Origin of the sequence: Actinosynnema sp. NPDC050801 (genome assembly GCF_040673975.1) — a bacterium.
Lineage (GTDB): Bacteria > Actinomycetota > Actinomycetes > Mycobacteriales > Pseudonocardiaceae > Actinosynnema.
In genome coordinates this window covers 287776-306641 of record NZ_JBFAQZ010000002.1, presented here as the reverse complement: position 1 = coordinate 306641, position 18866 = coordinate 287776, and the positions used below count along the sequence as shown (strand labels likewise).

Here is an 18866-nt window from a genome sequence, read left to right as displayed (position 1 = left end):
CCGGATCAGCGCGGCCCGGGCGTCGGCGGGTTCGGCGTGGACACGATCCCGCGTCCACGCCGAACCCGACCACCGGCGCTACTCCGCGTACGGCTGGTCCTCGCCCCGGGCGCTGTAGCCGATGCTCCACACGTAGCCGTCCGGGTCGGCGAACGTGCCGCCGTACCCGCCCCACGGCAGGGCGCCCGCGGGCTTGAGGACCGTGCCGCCCGCCTTCCCCGCCTCCGCGAGGACCTCGTCGACCCGCGCCTCGCCGCGGACCACGTAGGTGAGGACCAGCCCGCTGAAACCGCTGCCCTCCGGGTCCGTGCCGACCTGCTCGGCCAGGCCGGCACGCCCGTAGAAGCCCACGAGCGAGCCTCCGTCCGACTCGAAGAAGACCGAGACGCCGTAGTCGTCCTTGATCTTCCAGCCGAGCCCTTCCGCGTAGAACCGCTTGGACCGGTCCATGTCCCCGACGCCGAGGAGGATCGAGCTGACGTGCGCTTTCATGCCGTGTCTCCTGATGGTGTCCGCTGTTGTCCGCCACCGGGAAGCGGTGGGCCGGACACCCGGGCCCGGCTCGGATGTCACATCGGCGCCGCCTCGCCGGTCAATCGGTATGACAGGTCGGGACCGAGGAGTGTGACGAATGGCCGAGCAGGACTGGCTGAGCGAGCGGTTCGCCGAGCACCAGGGCCGCTTGCGGGCGGTCGCCCACCGGATGCTCGGCTCACCGGGCGAAGCGGAGGACGCGGTGCAGGAGGCGTGGCTGCGGGTCAGCCGCGCCGACACCGGCCAAGTGGAGAACCCGGGCGGGTGGCTCACCACGGTCGTCGCCCGGGTCTGCCTGAACGTGCTGGAGGCACGCCGGGCCCGGCGTGAGGAGTCGGTCGGTGCGCTGCCGCCCGAACCCGCCGCGCCGCACCGGGGCGTCCGCCCGACCGACCGGGCCGACCCCGAGCAGGAGGCGCTGCTGGCCGATTCGGTCGGTGTCGCGCTGACGGTCGTGCTGGACGCGCTGGCACCCGCCGAGCGGCTCGCGTTCGTCCTTCACGACGTCTTCGCCGTGCCGTTCGGCGAGATCGGCCCGATCATCGACCGCTCCCCCGCCGCCGCCCGGCAACTCGCCAGCCGGGCCCGGCGCCGGGTGCAGGGCACGGCCGAGACGTCCGAGGCCGCGCGATCGGGGAAGCGGGAGATCGTCGCCGCCTTCCTCGCCGCCTCCCGCAGCGGCGACTTCGCCGCCCTGCTCGACCTGCTCGACCCGGACGCCGTGGCGGTCGGCGACCTCCGCGGCGCCGAGGCGGTGGCGGCGTTCTTCGCCGGACGCGCACAGGCCGCCCGCATCGCGCTGGTCGACGGCGTCCCGGCGGCCGTCTGGTCCCACCTCGGCCGGCCGAGGGCCGTCCTGACGTTCACCATCGGCGACCGGAGGATCACCCGCATCGCCGTCGAGACCGACCCGGACCGGATCCGCGACCTCGACATCGTCCTCCTCGCCCCCGGCCGCGGGGAGGCGCGGTGACCGGCGGGGACCTGAGGCTGTCGTCCTGCGCCCTCGCCGTTCGCGACCTCGACGAGGCGCTCGGCTTCTACCTCGACGTGCTCGGCTTCGTGGTGCGCGACGGCGGCGGGGCCGAGGCGACCCGCCAGGTGGGCGTCGGCCCGCCCGCGCAGCCGGACGTGCGGATCGTCCTGCTCGAATCACCCGCCGCGGACCCGTGCGCCTCTCCGGGCGGTCCGAGCGGGACGATCGGGGATCCGGTCGGCCGTCTCGTGTTCGTGACCGACGACTGCGACGCCACCTTCGAGCACGTCGAGGCGGCGGGCGCCGAGGTGATGCAGGAACCGATCAGCCGGCCCGGCGGTGTCCGCGACTGCGCCTTCCTCGACCCCTCGGGCAACCTGCTGCGGTTCACCCAGCCGTGACCAGCGGTCCCGCCGGCTAGGCTGCGGAGGTGCCGCAGGACCACCCGTTCGTGCGCGACGTCCCCCTGGTGTCGCCCGGCGACCGGCACGAGTCGTGACGTCGACTGTCGAGGAGGACGCGATGGCCCCGGTTTCAGTGGTGACGGGCGCCGGCTCGGGCGTGGGCCGCGTGGTCGCCCGCGCGCTGCTCGACGCCGGTCACCGGGTCGCGCTCGCCGGACGACGCGCGGACCGGCTGGCCGAGACGGCCGACGGCGCGCCCGCGGAAGCGGTCCTGGTCGTGCCGACCGACATCACGGTGGAGGCGTCCGTCGACGCGCTCTTCGACGCGGTGCGCGAGCGGTGGGGGCGGGTCGACGTGCTGTTCAACAACGCCGGGACGAACGTCGCCGCCACGCCGTTGGCGGACTTCACCGTCGAGCAGTGGTCCAAGGTGGTCGACACGAACCTGACCGGCTCGTTCCTGTGCGCCCGCGCCGCGTTCCGGGTGATGCGCGACCAGGACCCGCAGGGCGGTCGGATCATCAACAACGGCTCGATCTCCGCGCACACCCCGCGACCGGACGCCGTCGCCTACAACGCGAGCAAGCACGCCATCACCGGGCTGACCAAGTCGATCTCGCTGGAGGGCCGCCGGCACCGCATCGCCTGCGGCCAGATCGACATCGGCAACGCCGCGACGCCGATGACCGAGCGGATGGCGCACGGCGTCGCGCAGGCCGACGGCTCGACCGCCGCCGAGCCCACCATGGACGTCGCGCACGTCGCCGACGCGGTCCGCTACATGGCGGGCCTGCCCCTGGACGCCAACGTGCAGTTCATGACGGTCATGGCGACGACGATGCCGTTCATCGGGCGGGGCTGACCGGTCAGCCCCGCACCGCGGCGGCCAGTTCCGCGATCGTCCCCGGCCCGACCTGGCAGCAGCCGCCGACGAGCCGCGCGCCGCCCTCGACCCACCCGGCCACGCGCGCGGGCTCGAAGGCGGGGGAACCGGTCCAGCTCCGGGTCGTGGCGTCCCAGATCTCGCCGCTGTTCGGGTAGACCACGACGGGCTTGCCGGTGACCCGCCGCGCGATGGCCACCGCCTCGGCCACGTCGGCCGGGTCGCAGCAGTTGACGCCCACGGCGATCACCTCCGCCACCCCGCGCACGGCCTCGAACGCCTCGGTCAACGGCTGACCGGCGCACGTCCGCGTGCCGCGGGCGCTGTAGGACAGCCACAGCGGGACGCCCGACCCGGCGACCACCCGGAGCACCGCTTCCGCCTCCTCGACGTCCGGGATCGTCTCGACCGCCAGCACGTCGGCACCGGCTTCGGCGAGCACCTCGATCCGGGGTCGGTGGAACGACTCCAGCGCGCCCGGCGCGAGGCCGTACCGGCCGCGGTACTCCGAGCCGTCGGCGAGCATCGCGCCGTACGGGCCGACCGACGCCGCCACCCACCGCCGCCCGTCCACTTCGGACGCGGCGCGGCGGGCGAGGGTCACGCTGTCGCGCCACAGGTCGGCCGTCCTCGCGGCGTCGAGCCCGCGGCGGGCGAAGCCCTCGACCGTCGCCTGGTAGCTGGCCGTGATCGCGACCTCGGCGCCGGCGCGGTAGTAGGCCAGGTGGGCGGCCGTGATCGCGTCCGGGTCGGCCGCCAGCAGGCGGGCCGACCACAGGGAGTCCGACAGGTCGTGCCCGGCGGCCGTGAGCGCGGTCGACAGCCCGCCGTCCAGCACCACCACCCGCCGGGCCAGCGCGTCGGCCAGGGATTCCACCGAGGACTGAGCTGCCACGCCCCGACCGTACCCCCATGGGGGATGCCGCCGGTGATCACCGACGGCGCGTTCCCCCGGGGTACGCCCGCGGTCCCGGCACCGGTGCGCCGCACGCCACCGCGACCCGGCTCCGGAACGCCGACCGGGCCGTCCACCACGACCCGGAGCACCCTCCGGCGATCGTCCTGCCGGTGGCGCCGGGGTCAGGCGGTCGTGGCGCGGGCGGCGGCGACGAACTCCCTCATGAGCCCGTGGTCCTTGACGCCGCGGGTCGCCTCGATGCCGCTCGACACGTCCACGCCCCACGGCCTCGCGCGGGCCACGGCCTCGGCGACGTCGTGCACGCCGAGGCCGCCCGCCAGCAGCCACCGGCCCTCCGGCCGGGCGCCGTCGAGCGCGGCCAGGTCCCACCGGTGCCCGGAACCGGCCCGCGGCGAGTCGAGCAGCAACATCTGCTCGCCGTAGGCGCCGACCCGCACGTCGGTGTCCGGCTCCAGGGAGACCGCCCGGACCAGGGGCACCCCCAGCGCGGCCACCTCGTCGAACGCGGACCGCGGGTAGTCGCCGTGCAGCTGGACGGCCCCGATGCCCGACTCCTCCGCGAGCCGACGCACGTCGGTCGCCGCCACGCCGCTGAACACGCCGATCGCGAGCACGTGCGGCGGCACCTCCCGCACCAGCCGGCGCGCGGTGTCGGGGTCGACCTGCCGGACGCTCGCGCTGAGGACGAAGCCGACCGCGTCGGCTCCCGCGTCCACGGCGGCGGCCACGTCGGCCTCGGTGCGCAGCCCGCACAACTTCACGTACATGCCACCAGACAGTAGCGGTGAACTTTTTCCGCCCGGAACGCGTGATGGACTGTGGGTGTCGCGGTTCACCGCGCGGGGGAGGTGGCACGGGCGTGCAACGGGCCGTTCGGGAACTGGTCGGGCGGGAGCCCGAGGTCGCGGTGGTCGCCGGGGTGCTCGACCGGGCCCGGGAGGCGACCGCGTGCCTGGTCGTGTCCGGCGAGGCGGGCATCGGCAAGACCGCGCTGTGGGAGCACGCGGTGCGGGAAGCGGAGCACCGCGGGCACACCGTGTTGTGCTCCCGGCCCGCGGAACCGGAGGCGCGGCTGTCCTACGGCGGCCTGATCGACCTGCTCGACCGCGTGGACGACGCGGTGCTCGACCGATTACCGGATCCGCAACGCACGGCGCTCGAAGTCGCGTTGCTGCGCCGGCACGCGGACGACGGACCCGGTGATCCGCGAGCGGTGCACGTGGCGGTGCTCAACGTCGTGCGGGCGATGGCCGCGACCGCGCCGGTGCTGCTGGCCGTGGACGACGTGCAGTGGCTGGACGAGTCCAGCGCCGCCGTCCTGGAGTACGTGGTGCGCCGCCTGGTCGAGGAGCACGTCGCGGTCGTGCTGGCGGTCCGCTCCCCCGACGGCGACGTCCCGCTCGGCCTGGCGGACCGCGGGGACCTGACGCACCTGCGGCTGACCGGGTTGAGCATCGGCGCGCTGCACCGGCTGGTCCGCTCGCGCCTCGGCACGCCGTTGCCGCGGCCGACGTTGATCCGCCTGCGGCAGGCCAGCGGCGGCAACCCGTTCTACGCCTTGGAGATCGCCCGCGCGCTGCCCGACCCCGGCGCGGTGGGCGCGGTCGGCCTCCCGCTGCCCACGACGCGCGCGGTCGGGGAACTGCTCGCCGACCGGCTCGCCGCGCTGCCGGACCACAGCCGCGACGCGTTGCTGTGCGCGGCGGCGCTCTCGCAGCCGACCGTGGACCTGGTGTGCCGGGCGCTGGACGACCCCGACCGGGCCGAGGCCGCACTGGCCGACGCCGAGGACCACGGCGTGATCGAGATCGTGTCCGGCGCGATCCGGTTCACCCACCCGTTGCTGAGCTCGACGTTGTTCTCCTCCGCGTCCGGGGCCAGGCGCAGGCGGGTGCACCGCCGGTTGGCGGAGGTCGTCGACGACCTGGAGACCCGTGCGCTGCACCTGGCGTTGAGCACCGACGGGCCGGACGCCGAGGTCGCCGACGCGCTGGGCGCGGCGGCGCGCAACGCGCAGGCGCGCAACGTCCCGAACACCGCCGCCCGGCTGTGGGAGCTGGCCGGTGCGCACGCGCCCGACCCCCGGCACCGGGCGGTCTGGCTGGCCTCGGCCGTGGTGTGCCGGTACCTGGCCGGTGACGCGGCGGGCGCGCGCAAGCTGGTGGAGGCGTTCGACGTCGAGGACGTCCCGGCGGGCCCGGAGCGGGCGGTGGTGCTGCTCGACCTCGCGTTCGTGGCGTTCTTCGAGGACGGTCCGGTCGAGGCGACGGCGTTGACCGACCGGGCGTTGACGCAGGTCGGCGACGACCCGGTGCTGCGCGCCACCGCCTACCTGCGCCGGTCGTTGTTCTGCCAGCACGACACCCGGCTGCGGTGCCGCAACACCGAGCAGGCGCTGGAGGCGATCGAGGGCCACGAGGACGACGCGCCCACCGACCTGGTGGCGTGCATCCTGATCTCCAGCGCGTACTACCGGCTGCTGGCGGGCGTGGGCCTGTTCATGGACGACATCCAGCGGGGCGCGGCCATGGTGTCGTCGACCAACCAGACCCGCGAGGCGCGGATGGCCCGCAGCACGTTGCGGGTGCTGGCGAAGTACCTCGACCCGGTGCGGGGGCGGGAGCGGATCGAGGCGGCCCACCGCGAGGAGGTCGAGCGCGAGGACGAGGCGGTGATCGTGCACGAGCTGGTCCACCTCGCGGAGCTGGACGTCTGGCTCGGCGACTGGGCACGGGCCGGGCAGCGGGCGGCCGAGGCCGTCGAGGGGGCCGAGCAGACCGGGCAGCGGCCGTGGTTCGCCTACGCCCTCTACACCCGGGCGCTGGTGGACGCGCACCGGGGCCGGTGGGAGCAGGCGCGCGACGCGGCGATCCGCGGCCTGGACGTGGCCACCGAGCTGGACGACCCGTGGGTCGCGGCGCACCAGCTGGCCGTGCTCGGGTTCACCGAGCTGTCCCGGCACGAGCCCGCCGCGGCACGCGAGCACCTGGCCGCGGCGGTGGCGTTGTGCGCGGAGGTGGGCATGGCCGACTTCCCGGTCAGCTCGCTGTACGGGGACCTGGTCGAGGCGGTGGTGGAACTGGGCGAGCTGGCCGAGGCGACGCGGCTGCTGGCCGAGCTGGAGCAGCGGCGCGACCGCGCGCCCCGGCCGTGGATCACGGTGGTCGCGGCCCGGTCGCGCGCGCTCGTGCGGATGGCGTGGGGTGACGCGGAGGGCGCGGAGGAGGCGTTGGCGGCCGCGGCGGAGGCGCTGGACCTGCTGCCCATGCCGTTCGAGCAGGCCCGCACGGACCTGGTGCGCGGCCGGGTGCTGCGTCGGCGTCGGATGAAGCTCGCGGCCCGCGAGGCGTTGCTGGCGGCGCGGCGCGGGTTCGACCGGCTGGGCGCGGTGTCGTGGGTCGACGAGGTCGACGCGGAGCTGGCCCGGCTCGGCCTGCGGCGCGGCGACGAGCACGAGCTGACCGCCACGGAGCTGCGCATCGCGCGGTTGGTGGCCGCCGGGCTGAGCAACCGGGAGGTGGCGGGTGCGGCGTACGTGACCGCGAAGACGGTCGAGGCGCACCTGACCCGGATCTACCGCAAGACCGGTGTGCGCACCCGCCGGGAGCTGGCCGCGCTGGACATCCTGCGCCCGCCCGACGAGTAGCAACTGTGGGGTCGCTCCCCGATTCGCCGGTGGGGGTGCGGGGGCCAGGGTTGGCCCATGACCGTCACCGGAGTGGAGCGGCAGCCGACCAGGCTCTTCCTGGCCGAGTGCTACCTGTACGCGGCGAACCCGCGGGAGGTCGCCGCCGCGATGACGGCGGTGCGTGCCGCCGCCGACCTGTGCGCAGTGCCCGTGACCATCAGGTGCTGTCTCGCCGTACCGGGCGACGACAGCTACTTCTGCGTCTTCGCCGCGGACGGTGTCGAGGCGCTGGAGCGGGTGTTCGACCGGGCGGGGGTGTCGTTCGAGCGCATCGTCGAAGCCGCCACGGTCCCCTTGGACCGGGCCACCGGGACGCCCGGGTTGGAGTCGGCACGTCCCTCATGACGGTGCTCCCGGCGGTGGTGGGCACTGGGGGCCCGCGGTCCACCGCCGGTCATGCCGGCGGAAGGTGGGACTGCCCGCCTTTACTTCCGCCGGCTGGGGCCGGTGTCACACCTGGGGGGTGGCACCGGCCCTGCATCACCGGGTCTACGTCGGTCGAGGGGTCGGGATCACCGGGCCGGACCACCGGCCTCTGGACCATCGGATCTAACCGCCCGGCTGAACCACCGGCTGGATCGCCGGGCTGGACCGCCGGACTGCATCGCCCGGCTGGATCGCGGTCCGAGTTCGGGCCTCCGTGCCGCCCGCTCCGCTCGCCGGCGTGCTGTGCCAACGCCACGTGTGACCTCCGCCGCCCGGCTCGCCGACGGGCCGCGCCGCCGGCGATACTGGGCCCGTGACCGCGCGAGAGCCCCGCCTGGAGATCGAGTACTGCACGCAGTGCCGGTGGTTGCTGCGCGCGGGCTGGACCGCGCAGGAGTTGCTGACCACGTTCACCACCGAGCTGGGCGAGGTCGCGCTGGTACCCGGCACGGGCGGCGTGTTCGACGTCCGGCTCGGCGGCGAGACCCTGTGGTCGCGCAAGGACCAGGGCGGTTTCCCCGAGCTGGCCGCGCTCAAGCAGCTCGTGCGCGACCGGATCGCCCCCGACCGCGACCTCGGCCACTCCGACCGCCACCGGAACTCGCCACCGGAGTAGGCCGTCGTCAGGGGCGCGGGAAGTACGCCGCGACCTCGGCCAGGCCCGGCAGCGGCGCACCGGGAACGGGGCCCCGCCGTGGTGCGCGGGACCCCGTCCACCACGTCGGACCGGTCAGCTGGTCGGGAAGTTGTCCGAGGTGCTGATCCGGCTCTTGAGCAGCGAACCCGACTCGGTCAGCACGCCGCTGCTGGAGTAGTCGCCGCCGTTGCACGTGCCCGGACGGAGCGCGGCGCTGCTCTCGTTCGCGTCCGAGTACGTCCAGTTCGCGTAGCCGATCTTGAGCTGGTCCAGCAGGTCCAGCCAGGCGACCGTGCTGGCCCGGTCGAACGTCCCGCCGCCGGTGGCCAGGACCGTGCCGAACTCCGTCACGAACAGGGGCAGCCGCGAGGCGGCCCGACTGACCGCGGCGCGGTAGTTGTCCTTGTGCGAGGCGGCGTAGAAGTGGAACGCGTACATGATGTTGGTCGCGTTCACCGGGTTGTTGATGACCTCGGTTTCGCTGGAGCCCTCGGACACGCCCAGCGACGACCACGCCCGGGTGCCGACGATGACCACGGCGTCCGGGTCGGCGGCGCGGATCACCGGGATGACCTGCTCGGCGTAGTTCTTGATCGACGCCCAGCTCACGCCGTTCGGCTCGTTCGCGATCTCGTAGATCACGTTCTTCTTGGCCGCGTTGCGCTGCGCCACGGCGGCGAAGAACGTCTTCGCCCGCTCCAGGTTGAAGTTCGGGTCACCCGGCGTGAGGATGTGGAAGTCGATCATCGCGTACATCCCGCGCGCCTCGGCCATGTCGACCAGGCTGTTGACGCGGCTGGTGAACCCGCTCGGGTTGGTCTCGTAACCCTGCTCCTGCACGTACATCGCGATGCGGAACAGGTCGGACTTCCAGTCGTTCGCCAGCGCGTTCAACGAGTTGTTGTTGTAGCACTTGTCGAACCACTGGATGCCGTGCGTGCTCATGCCACGCAGCTGGATCGGGCGGTTGTACTGGTTGCACAGGTTCACGCCGCAGACCCGCAGCTGCCCGTTGATCTCGACCGGCGTGCGGCCGACCGGCGGGTTGGTGGTCGTCGTGGTGGTCGTGCTCGTGGTCGACGTCGACGTCGACGTGGTCGATCCCGTGCAGGCCACGCCGTTGAGCGTGAACGACGTGGGCGTCGGGTTGCTGCCCGAGTACGCGCCGACGAACCCGAGGTCCGTCGAGGCGCCCGTGCCCAGCGTCCGGTTCCAGTCCACGTTGGTGGCGGTGGCGGTGGAGCCCGACTGGGTCCACGTGGCGTTCCAGCCCTGGGTGACCCGCTGCGAGCTGTTCGGGAAGGTGACGCCGAGCGACCACCCGGTGACGACGTCACCCAGGTTGGTGACCTTGACGCTGGCCTGGAACCCACCGTTCCACTGACTGGTGACGGCGTAGTCGACCTTGCAACCCTGGGCGGCGGCCACGGCGTTCGGCAGCAACGTCGTCGCCGCGGAACCGAAGGCCACCGCGCAAGCCGCAAGCACTGCGGTGGAGCGCTTCACTGAGCCCCTCCTCGTCTCGTTCGATGTGTCTGGGAGCGCTCCCAGACCCGCCGGGAACGTACACCGGAACATGAGCGGACGTATAGAGCCCGTCTCGCAGAGTGGCACGCTGCGGTAACCGGCTGTAGTCCCCGAGGGGCCGTCGAACGCCCCGTCGAACAGCCAGCGGACGACCCGCGGGCCGCCCTCGACGGGTCAGCCTCGCCCCTCCCCCGCCCGCGCGCACCGACGGCACGCGCGAGCCGATGCGGCGACCACACCGTGCGCCGCGATCGCGAGCACGCCGGCCAGCGCCGTGGACAGCCAGTCGGTCGACAGGGCGGAGACGACCACGAGCGCGACCGCGGCGAGCGCCATGCCCACGGCGGCGGCGGACGCCGTCCACGCGACGGCCGACGGCAGCCGGTGCGGGGTGGGCAGCCGGCGGGTCAGCGGACCGGTGGCCGTCAACGCCGTCGCGGCGAGCAGGCCGGCGGCGGTCGCCACCGCCGCCAGGTGGCCGGCGAGCGCGCCCAGGCGCCAGTCCGGGCCACCGGCGGCGGTGTGCACCAGGAGTTGGCACACCACCAGGACGGGCACGGCGACGGCGGCCACGCGGGCGGTGCTCCGGGTCTGGGCGATGGTCAGCTCGCGCTGGAACGACGGCGCGATCTCGTCCGCCGCGCCGAAGTCCCGCACCGCGACGCGGGCCGCCCGGTCGTGGGGCACGCCCGCACGCGTCTGCGCCTCCACCGCGTCCGCGAGGCCGTCGCGGACCTCGCGCATCATGGCGGCCTTCGCCCGTGCCGGGCCGTGCAGGGACGTGGTCAGCGTCGCCAGGTAGTCCTCGACCGGGTCGACGTGCCGCGCGGTGCTCACCTGACCGGCCTCGCGGACGCGGTCAGGTCGAGGACGGCACCGATCGCGGCGGTGAACTCCTGCCAGGTCGAGCGCGCGGCGGACAGGCTGCGCCGTCCCGCGTCGGTGAGCTCGTAGCAGCGCCGCGGCCGGTCGGACACGGGTTGCCAGCGGCTGCGCAGCAGACCCAGCCGCTCCAGCCGGTTCAGCGCCGGGTAGACGGTGCCGGTGCGCAGTTCCAACGCGCCACCGCTGCGCCGCTGCACCGCCGTGATCACCGCGTAGCCGTGCAGCGGCCCCGGTTCGAGCACCGCCAGCAACATCGCGTCCAGGTGGCCACGCACCGCGTCCGCCTTCATGGGTTGGCAGCCTACACACCAGGTAGGTAGGTGTGGTACCTATTGGCAGCCGACATATGTTGTCTGCCTACGCACCAAGGAGCCCTGGTGACCAAGCTGCTGCTCTCGGTCCACGTCATCGCCGCGATCCTCGCCGTCGGGCCGATCGCCGTGGCCGCCTCGCTGTTCCCCCGCTTCGCGCGCGAGTCGCCGACCGGGACGGCGGTGTTCCTGCACCGGACGTGCCGCACCTACACCGTCGTCGGCGTCGCCGTGCCGGTCTTCGGCGTCGCCACCGGCGCGAGCCTGGGCGTGCTCGGTGACGCGTGGCTGCTGGTGTCGGTGGTGTTGACGGCGGTCGCCGCGGCCCTGCTGGCGCTGGCGATCCTGCCCGCTCAGCGGCGGGTGCTCGACGGCGCGACCGGTGCGGCGAAGCGGCTCGCCATGACGACCGGCGTGTTCAACCTGTTGTGGGCGACCGTGGTGGTGCTGATGATCGTGCGCCCCGGCTCGACGACGGGGGCGTGACGTGCGCGCGTTGCGGGTCGCGGCCGGGGTCGAACTGGTGTCCCTGGCGGTCCTGCTGGTCAACCTGGTGACCGTGCACGCGAAGCCGGTGACGTCGCTGACCGGTCCGGTGCACGGCACCGCCTACCTCGTCGTGGTCGCGCTCACCGCGCTGATCCCGGGCGTGTCCACCGGCGTCCGGTGGCGCTCGGTCGTGCCGGGTGTCGGCGGGCTGCTCGTGCTGCGCCGGATCCGCCGGGCCGGCTGAGCCGGCTGAGCCGGCTGAGCCGACAGCACGGTGCGGGGACCGCGCGGTCCCCGCACCGGGCTGTTCGTCGCTACTCGATCAGCTGGCGGCGCAGGTCGGCGTGATGCCCGACGCCGAACCCGTGCCCTGGAAGCCGAACTCGGTCGACATCCCGGCCGCGACGCGGCCGTTGTAGCTGACGTTGCGCCACTGGACGGCGCCGGTGTTGCCGCTGCGGTCGGCGCTCCACGAGTTGGTGACCGACACGCCGGACGGCAGGTTGGTCGTGACCGTCCACCCGTTGATCGCCGACGAACCGGCGGTGACCTTCACCGTGGCGACGAAGCCACCGGTCCAGGAGTTGAGCGACACCGTGGCGGTGCAGCCACCCGGACCGTTGGTCGTGGTCGTCGTGGTCGTCGTGGAGGTGCTGGTCGACGTGGACGTGGACGTCGTGGTCGTCGTGGACGTGGTGGAGCCGCCCGCGTTGAGGGCGTTCAGGGTCGAGGTGTAGGCGGCCTTCTTGTTGCCCGAGCCGTCGAACAGCAGCGGGGTGCCCGAGGCGCGCCACGAGTCGGTGTCCCGGATGCCCCACACGGTGATGCCGGTGCAGCGGGCGACCGCCAGGCAGGCCTTGACGACGCGCTCGTAGTTCGCCGCCTGCGCGGAGCCCGAGCCCTCGATGTCGAGCTCGGTGATCTGCACGTCCACGCCCAGGGCCGCGAAGCTCGACAGCGTGGTCTGGTAGTTGCCGGGCACCGGGCTCTGGCTGTTGAAGTGGGACTGCAGGCCGACGCAGTCGATCGGCACGCCGCGCTGCTTGAAGTCCTGCACCAACCGGTAGACGGCCTGGGTCTTGGCGTGCGTCCAGTCGTCGGTGTTGTAGTCGTTGTAGCAGAGCTTCGCGTTCGGGTCGGCGGCGCGGGCGGCGCGGAACGCCGCCTCGATCCAGTCGTTGCCCGTGCGCTGGAGGTTCGAGTCACGACGCGCGCCGGAGCTGCCGTCCTGGAACGCCTCGTTCACCACGTCCCACGCGTAGATCTTGCCCCGGTAGTACGTGGCCACCTGCGTCACGTGGTTGATCATCGCGTTGCGCAGCGCGGTGCCCGACATGTTCTGCATCCAGCCCGGCTGCTGCGAGTGCCACGCCAGGGCGTGACCGCGCACCCGCATGCCCTGGGCGCGGGCGTGGTTGACGATCCGGTCGCCGCTGGCGTAGCTGAACTGCCCCTGGCTCGGCTCCGTCGCGTCCATCTTCATTTCGTTCTCGGCCGTGACCATGTTGAACTCGCGGTTCAGGATCCCGACGTACGTGGAGTCGCCCAGCTTGTTGGCGGCGACGGCCGTGCCGAAGTAGCGACCCGACTCGGCCGCCGAGGCGCCGAGCGTGGTCCCGGCGTTGGCCGACGTCGCCAGGAGCACCGCGGCACCCGTGGTGGCGGTCACCAACGTCGACACGAGAGCCGCTCGCAACACTGACCTCGATGTCAGCTTCATGTTTCGCACCTTCTGAGAGCACCTGCGGGTTCGGCAGGTGGTTGGTGGTTGGTTGGTCGGGCGATCCGAACCGCCGGGGCGGGGTGGTCCGGACCCGAACACTGGCCGAGGAGGGCCCGGTGCCACGGGATTCCTCCCCGCCAACGACGGTTGTCAGCCGGTGGGTCGATCTCGGAGAGTGCGCAGCGCAGGGGGAAACCGTCGGGGGCGGCACCCGACCGCGTCCGGCCTGAAACTTTTAGAAGTATTAACCGAAACAGATAGGCGTGGCAAGCACCGAAACTGTCGGGCCCTGAGAACACCGAGCGGCCCACACGTCGTTCGGGAGCCGTGAGATCGGCCCTGAATCGATCGTTCACCAGCGGGCTCGGTATGCCATAAGACCTGTTGAAATGCCTTTCGCACGTCTCTGAACCGATACCAGTAACCTACTCCCGGCGCGAAGAGGGACACCGCACAAGCTTCGAAACTCTTCGAAAGAAGATTCGCAAGTTTCTACGATCCTGTGCTCCGGTTACCGGCAGGCCGATCCGCCATTCGCACCCCTGGGAGTGCATTCAGAACTCGATCGGCCAGCCCGTGTAGGCCTCGGCGAGGTGCGTGGCGGCGGCCGTGCTGGACGTGACCAGTTCCAGCTCGCCGAGCTGCCGCTTGACGTCGAACGGCGTGCCGGCCGGGTCGGTGTGCAGCATCGAGGTCATCCACCACGAGAAGTGCTGCGCCCGCCACACCCGGCGCGACGCGGTCGGGCCGTAGGCGTCCAGCGGCTCGGTGGACCCGGTGGCGAAGTGGACCTCCAGCGCACGGGCCAGCACGGCGACGTCCGCCACGGCGAGGTTGAGCCCCTTCGCGCCGGTGGGCGGCACGACGTGCGCGGCGTCCCCGGCCAGGAAGAGCCGGCCGTGGCGCATCGGCTCGCACACGTAGCTGCGCATCGGGATCACGCCGCGGTCGAAGATGCGGCCCTCGGCCAGGCTGAAGCCGTCGCCCGCGACCCGGGCGTTCAGCTCGGCCCAGATCCGGTCGTCGCTCCAGTCCTCGGCGCGTTCGTCGGGGTCGCACTGGAAGTACATCCGCTGCACCTGCGGCGTCCGCGTGCTGATGAGCGCGAACCCGCGTTCCGAGTGGGCGTAGATCAACTCCTTCGAGGACGGTGGCGCCTCGGCCAGGATGCCGAACCACCCGAACGGGTAAGCCCGGAAGTAGTCGGTGCGGTCGGCGTCGGGGATCGAGCGCCTGCTGACGCCCGAGGAGCCGTCGCAGCCGGCGATCACGTCGCACCGCAGCTCGACGGGGGTGCCGTCGGCATCGGTGAACGAGATGACCGGGTCGTCGGAGGTGAGGCCGTGCAGCGCCACGTCGGTCGCGCCGAACCGGATGTCGGCGCCGTCGGCCAGGCGTGCGGCGATCAGGTCCTTGAGCACTTCGTGCTGCGGGTAGAGCCAGACCGCGCGGCCGGCGAGCCCGGTGAAGTCGATCCGGTGGCCGCGGCCGCCGAACCGCAGTTCGACGCCCTCGTGCCGCGCGCCCTCGCTCAGCGCCCGGGCGCCGACGCCCATGGCGGTCAGCAACTCCACGGTGTTCTGCTCCAGGACACCGGCGCGGATGGTCTGCTCGATCTCCTCGCGGCCGCGCGTCTCGACGACCACCGACTCGATGCCGCGTTCGGCCAGCAGGTGGGACAGCACCAGTCCGGCCGGACCGGCGCCGAGGATCCCGACTCTCGTTCGCATGGGTCAACCCAAGGGTGGCTCGCGCCCGTTCGCCAGGATCGACTTCCACTGGGTGAAAGTGGCGGCGACTTCCGGCCGGCGGTGCGGTTACGTTCGGTGCCCGGCGTGGCGTGACCTGCGCCCGCCGGCGTTCGAGGTTCGATGTTCGGCGTTCGATGTTCGGCGTTCGGCGTTCGGCGTTCGACGTCTAGGAGAACCGGCATGGCGGTCAACGGCGACACACCCAGGCGGTCGATGGCCGGACGGGCGCTGGCGCTGCTCGGCGTGTTCGACGCCGCCAACCCGCGGCTGAGGCTGACCGAACTGGCCCGGCGCGCGGACCTGCCGCTGGCCACCGTCCACCGGTTGACCGCCGAGCTGGTGTCGTGGGGCGCGCTGGAACGCGACGCCACTGGGCACTACACCATCGGCCTGCGGTTGTGGGAGGCCGCGACGCTGGCACCGGTGGCGGGTCGGCTGCGCGAGATCGCCCTGCCGTTCATGCAGGACCTGTACGAGGCGACCCGCGAGAACATCCACCTCGCCGTGCACGACGGCTTCGACGCGCTGTACGTGGAGAAGCTGTCCGGGCACCGGTCGGTGCCCGTCGTCTCGCGGATCGGCGCACGGCTGCCGTTGCACCCGACGGGGGTCGGCAAGGCCTTGCTCGCGCGTGCCGACGCGGAGTTCGTGCGCGGGTACGTGGAGCGGCCCCTGCGTCGCTTCACCCGGTACACGATCACCGAGCGCGCGCGGCTGCTGCGCGAACTGCGTGCGACGGCCGATCGCGGGTACGCGTTGACCAACGAGGAGATGACGCTCGGCTCGTGCTCGGTGGCCGTCGCCATCCCGGCCGAAGGTCACCGCCCCGCGGGCGCGCTGGGCATCGTGGTGCGCTCGGTGCGCCCGGACCTGCACCGGCTGGTCCCGGACCTGCGCGCCGCCGCCGAGGCGATCGCACGACGGCTGGACGACGAGGCGGAACGCACCGTCCGCGCACCTGAGCGTTGAACTCGGGGGTCCTGAACGTAGGACACGCGCGACGCGAACGTAGGACACGCGCGTTCTGAGCGTAGGACACGCGCGTTCTGAAGGTAGGACACGCGGGGGTTGGGGGTCAGGGGGTGGTGAGTTGTTGGAGTTCGCGCTTGTTGGTTTCCTGCAACGCCAGCACGCACACGACGGTCAGCAGGCAGAACGCGGCGATCACGAAGGAGATGAGGGTCAGCCCCTGGCCACCGCTCGCCCGTTGGATCGCGGCGAACAGCACCGGGGCGATGCCCGCGCCCAGCCCGGCCACCTGGTAGCCCAGCGACGCGCCCGTGTAGCGGTTCTCCGTGCGGAACAGCTCGCTGTAGAGAGCCGCGAGCGGCCCGTACATCATCGGGTGGATCACGCCCTGGCCGACTACCAGCGCGACGGTCAGCAGCACCGTGTCCCGGCTGTCCACCATGGGGAACAGGACGAACGAGTACGCCGCCATCGCGATCGCGCCCGCCACCACCACCGGTCGCCTGCCGAACCGGTCCGACGCCGCCGACCACCCGAGGATGCCCACCACGGCGCAGGCGGAGGACAGCGTGAGCGCGTTGAGCACCGTCTGGCGGGCATGACCGGCCGCCACGCCGTGCGCCAGCACGAACGTGGTCAACGTGGACTGCGCGACGAACGCGGCCAGCCCGACACCGATGCCCAGCAGCAGCACGCGCGGGTGGTCGCGCAACACCTCCAGCACCGGCACCCGGCGCTTGTCGCCGACCTCGCGCACCGCGCGGAACGCCGGCGTCTCCTCCACCCGGTGCCGCACGAACAGCCCCACGCCGAGCAGCACGATGCTGATCAGGAACGGGATCCGCCACCCCCAGTCGAGGAACGCCCGTTCGCCCACCAGCGCGGCGGTCCCGGTGAGCGCCAGCGTCGACAGCACCATCCCGCACGGCGCGCCCGCGTTGGTGAACCCGGCCCACAGGCCGCGCCTGCGCGTGGCGTGCTCGGCGGACATCAGCACCGCGCCGCCCCACTCGCCGCCGACCGCGATGCCCTGCACCACGCGCAGGATGACCAGGCCGACCGGCGCGAGCCCGCCCACCTGGGCGTAGGTCGGCAGCAACCCGATGAGGAAGCTGGCCACGCCCATCAACGTCATGGTCAGCACCAGCACCCGCTTGCGCCCCAGCAGGTCGCCGAAGTGCCCGAACAGGACACCGCCCAGGGGCCGGGCCAGGTAGCCGGTGGCGAACGTGCCGAAGCTCGCGATGGTGGCCACCACCGGGTCGAGCGAGGAGAAGAAGACCTTGTTGAACACCACGGCGGACGCGGTGGCGTAGAGCAGGAAGTCGTAGTACTCGATCACGCTGCCGAGGAAGCTCGACGCGACGGCGCGGCGGAGTTGCACGTTCGGTGCGTTCGACGTGGTCGACATGGTGGCCCCCGGTTCACGTGTAGTGCCGGTACACGGCCGGCTCGGCCCGACCGCCGCCGGTGACCTCGGCGACCTCGCCTCGCAAGCTCGTGACGGGGAACATACGGCAGTTTCGTGACGGCCGTCCAGAGTCTGCCCAATATCGTTTCCCGGGCAGCACTGAACCGCCGGGCAGCACTGAACCGCCGTGCCGCGGCGAGGAGGCGCGCGGGAGGTCGGTCAGGCCGGCGGCGCGGAGGTGCTGTCCCGCGGGACCAACCGGGTGGGGACGAGCGTCGTGCCCGGCTCGACGGGTTCGTTGCGCACCTGGCGCAGGACGCGTTCCACGCAGCGCCGGCCGACCTCGGTGAAGTCCTGGTGCACGGTGGTCAGGGGCGGGACGAACGAGCCGGAGTCCGGGATGTCGTCGAAGCCCACCACGCTGACGTCCGCCGGGACCACCTTGCCCTTGTCGTGGAACGCCCGCAGCAACCCCAACGCCATCTGGTCGTTCGCGGCGAACACCGCCGTGCAGTCGGGCTCGTCGGCCAGCAGCAGGCCCGCGCGGTAGCCGGACTCGGCGGACCAGTCGCCGCGCGAGAGCGGGGGCACCGACCGCCCGGCCCGTTCGAGCTCGGTCCGCCACGCCGTCGCGCGCCGTTCGGCCGCGAACGACTCCTCCGGCCCGGCCACGTGCCACACCGTGCGGTGACCGAGGCCGAGCAGGTGGCGCACGGCCTGGCGGGCGCCGTCGACCTGGTCGGTGTCCACCACGCTGTAGCGGTCGTCGGCGTCGGAGTCCACGACCACGACCGGCACACCCGACGGGAGGCTGACGGTCGCCGCGTCGAGCAGGTGGATCTCCATGATCACGATCACCGCGTCGACCGCGAGCTCGCCGAGCCGGGTGAACGCGCCGAGCACGCCGTCCCTGGTGGGCACGGCGACCGGGATCAACGTGATCGCGTAACCCTCTTCGGCGGCGTGGTCGACGATCGCCTCCAGCGTCCGGCTGTTGCCGACGGTCGAGAGCGTGAACAGGATGACGCCGATGGTGCGGAACTGGCCGTACTTCAACGCGCGCGCCGCGCTGTTGGGCCGGTAACCCAACTCCTGCATGGCCGCGAGCACCTGCTCCCGGGTGGACCCGACGACTCCGGGATGGCCGTTGGACACCCGCGAAACGGTCTGCGCCGACACACCGGCACGGCGGGCGACGTCCGCCATGGACACTCGTCGGGCCGGCCGCGCGGGCGGATCCGGTGGCACCCCGGCGGCCGACCTGGTCAGGCTCACGCCAGCAACTCCCTCCCGCGCCGAGCCTTGACGCCACGGCACCGCGCTGTCACTATAG

The 18866-nt window shown here is 72.7% G+C and carries 19 protein-coding genes; 9 read left to right on the top strand and 10 right to left on the bottom strand.

The genetic code is table 11. The annotated features are described in order from the left end of the window. Positions 1-78: 78 nt before the first annotated feature. Complete coding sequence (locus tag AB0K14_RS06125; protein ID WP_360448032.1) at positions 79-492, bottom strand: VOC family protein; 414 nt, start codon at positions 490-492, stop codon at positions 79-81. Between the two features lie 139 nt (positions 493-631). Here AB0K14_RS06125 and AB0K14_RS06120 point away from each other — a divergent pair, with 139 nt between their 5' ends. From AB0K14_RS06120 to AB0K14_RS06110, 3 genes are all read left to right on the top strand, one after another. After that, complete coding sequence (locus tag AB0K14_RS06120; protein WP_360448029.1) at positions 632-1507, top strand: sigma-70 family RNA polymerase sigma factor; 876 nt, start codon at positions 632-634, stop codon at positions 1505-1507. Further along, the gene (locus tag AB0K14_RS06115; protein ID WP_360448027.1) at positions 1504-1911 is read left to right on the top strand and encodes a VOC family protein; all 408 of its coding nucleotides are present in this window, start codon (positions 1504-1506) and stop codon (positions 1909-1911) included. The genes AB0K14_RS06120 and AB0K14_RS06115 overlap by 4 nt, the downstream gene beginning before the upstream one ends. Before the next feature lie 121 nt (positions 1912-2032). Further along, positions 2033-2776, top strand: coding sequence for an SDR family oxidoreductase (locus AB0K14_RS06110; RefSeq protein WP_360448024.1), 744 nt, complete (start codon positions 2033-2035; stop codon positions 2774-2776). A 4-nt stretch (positions 2777-2780) separates the two neighbouring features. Here AB0K14_RS06110 and mmuM read toward each other — a convergent pair whose 3' ends face one another. Continuing rightward, the gene (gene mmuM / locus AB0K14_RS06105; RefSeq protein WP_360448022.1) at positions 2781-3692 is read right to left on the bottom strand and encodes a homocysteine S-methyltransferase; all 912 of its coding nucleotides are present in this window, start codon (positions 3690-3692) and stop codon (positions 2781-2783) included. Between the two features lie 185 nt (positions 3693-3877). Then, the gene (locus tag AB0K14_RS06100) at positions 3878-4483 is read right to left on the bottom strand and encodes a phosphoribosylanthranilate isomerase (protein ID WP_360448020.1); all 606 of its coding nucleotides are present in this window, start codon (positions 4481-4483) and stop codon (positions 3878-3880) included. Positions 4484-4575: 92 nt separating this feature from the next. On the opposite strand from AB0K14_RS06100, the gene AB0K14_RS06095 reads away from it, so the two are divergent. The 3 genes from AB0K14_RS06095 to AB0K14_RS06085 all read left to right on the top strand — a co-directional run bounded on the left by AB0K14_RS06095 (position 4576) and on the right by AB0K14_RS06085 (position 8446). Continuing rightward, positions 4576-7362, top strand: coding sequence for an AAA family ATPase (locus AB0K14_RS06095; protein ID WP_360448018.1), 2787 nt, complete (start codon positions 4576-4578; stop codon positions 7360-7362). A gap of 57 nt (positions 7363-7419) precedes the next feature. Then, positions 7420-7749, top strand: a complete 330-nt coding sequence (locus AB0K14_RS06090) for a hypothetical protein (protein WP_360448016.1) — start codon at positions 7420-7422, stop codon at positions 7747-7749. 394 nt (positions 7750-8143) lie between these two features. Next, positions 8144-8446 (top strand): SelT/SelW/SelH family protein, encoded by a 303-nt coding sequence (locus tag AB0K14_RS06085; RefSeq protein ID WP_360448014.1) that lies wholly within the window; start codon positions 8144-8146, stop codon positions 8444-8446. A 114-nt stretch (positions 8447-8560) separates the two neighbouring features. On the opposite strand, the gene AB0K14_RS06080 is transcribed toward AB0K14_RS06085, so the two are convergent. From AB0K14_RS06080 to AB0K14_RS06070, 3 genes are all read right to left on the bottom strand, one after another. Then, a complete protein-coding gene (locus tag AB0K14_RS06080; protein WP_360448011.1) occupies positions 8561-9973 on the bottom strand; it encodes a cellulase family glycosylhydrolase in 1413 nt (470 codons plus the stop codon). 195 nt (positions 9974-10168) lie between these two features. Then, entirely contained in the window at positions 10169-10831 is a 663-nt protein-coding gene (locus tag AB0K14_RS06075; protein ID WP_360448009.1) for a permease prefix domain 1-containing protein, read from the bottom strand. Then, entirely contained in the window at positions 10828-11169 is a 342-nt protein-coding gene (locus AB0K14_RS06070; protein ID WP_360448007.1) for a helix-turn-helix transcriptional regulator, read from the bottom strand. The genes AB0K14_RS06075 and AB0K14_RS06070 overlap by 4 nt, the downstream gene beginning before the upstream one ends. Before the next feature lie 87 nt (positions 11170-11256). Here AB0K14_RS06070 and AB0K14_RS06065 point away from each other — a divergent pair, with 87 nt between their 5' ends. Together AB0K14_RS06065 and AB0K14_RS06060 are read left to right on the top strand one after the other, a co-directional pair. Next, positions 11257-11676 (top strand): hypothetical protein, encoded by a 420-nt coding sequence (locus AB0K14_RS06065; RefSeq protein WP_360448005.1) that lies wholly within the window; start codon positions 11257-11259, stop codon positions 11674-11676. A 1-nt stretch (position 11677) separates the two neighbouring features. After that, positions 11678-11923: a hypothetical protein gene (locus tag AB0K14_RS06060; RefSeq protein ID WP_360448003.1), complete on the top strand. Its 246-nt coding sequence runs from the start codon at positions 11678-11680 to the stop codon at positions 11921-11923. Positions 11924-12001: 78 nt separating this feature from the next. Here AB0K14_RS06060 and AB0K14_RS06055 read toward each other — a convergent pair whose 3' ends face one another. Beyond that, the gene (locus AB0K14_RS06055) at positions 12002-13399 is read right to left on the bottom strand and encodes an endo-1,4-beta-xylanase (protein WP_360448001.1); all 1398 of its coding nucleotides are present in this window, start codon (positions 13397-13399) and stop codon (positions 12002-12004) included. 557 nt (positions 13400-13956) lie between these two features. Continuing rightward, positions 13957-15132: a 4-hydroxybenzoate 3-monooxygenase gene (locus AB0K14_RS06050; RefSeq protein WP_360447998.1), complete on the bottom strand. Its 1176-nt coding sequence runs from the start codon at positions 15130-15132 to the stop codon at positions 13957-13959. A 201-nt stretch (positions 15133-15333) separates the two neighbouring features. Here AB0K14_RS06050 and AB0K14_RS06045 point away from each other — a divergent pair, with 201 nt between their 5' ends. Then, positions 15334-16122 (top strand): IclR family transcriptional regulator, encoded by a 789-nt coding sequence (locus AB0K14_RS06045; RefSeq protein ID WP_360447995.1) that lies wholly within the window; start codon positions 15334-15336, stop codon positions 16120-16122. Positions 16123-16228: 106 nt separating this feature from the next. On the opposite strand, the gene AB0K14_RS06040 is transcribed toward AB0K14_RS06045, so the two are convergent. Continuing rightward, positions 16229-17533 (bottom strand): MFS transporter, encoded by a 1305-nt coding sequence (locus AB0K14_RS06040; protein ID WP_360447992.1) that lies wholly within the window; start codon positions 17531-17533, stop codon positions 16229-16231. A 219-nt stretch (positions 17534-17752) separates the two neighbouring features. After that, on the bottom strand, positions 17753-18739 hold the full coding sequence (locus AB0K14_RS06035; RefSeq protein WP_360447989.1) for a LacI family DNA-binding transcriptional regulator: 987 nt from the start codon (positions 18737-18739) through the stop codon (positions 17753-17755). Positions 18740-18866 lie beyond the last annotated feature (127 nt).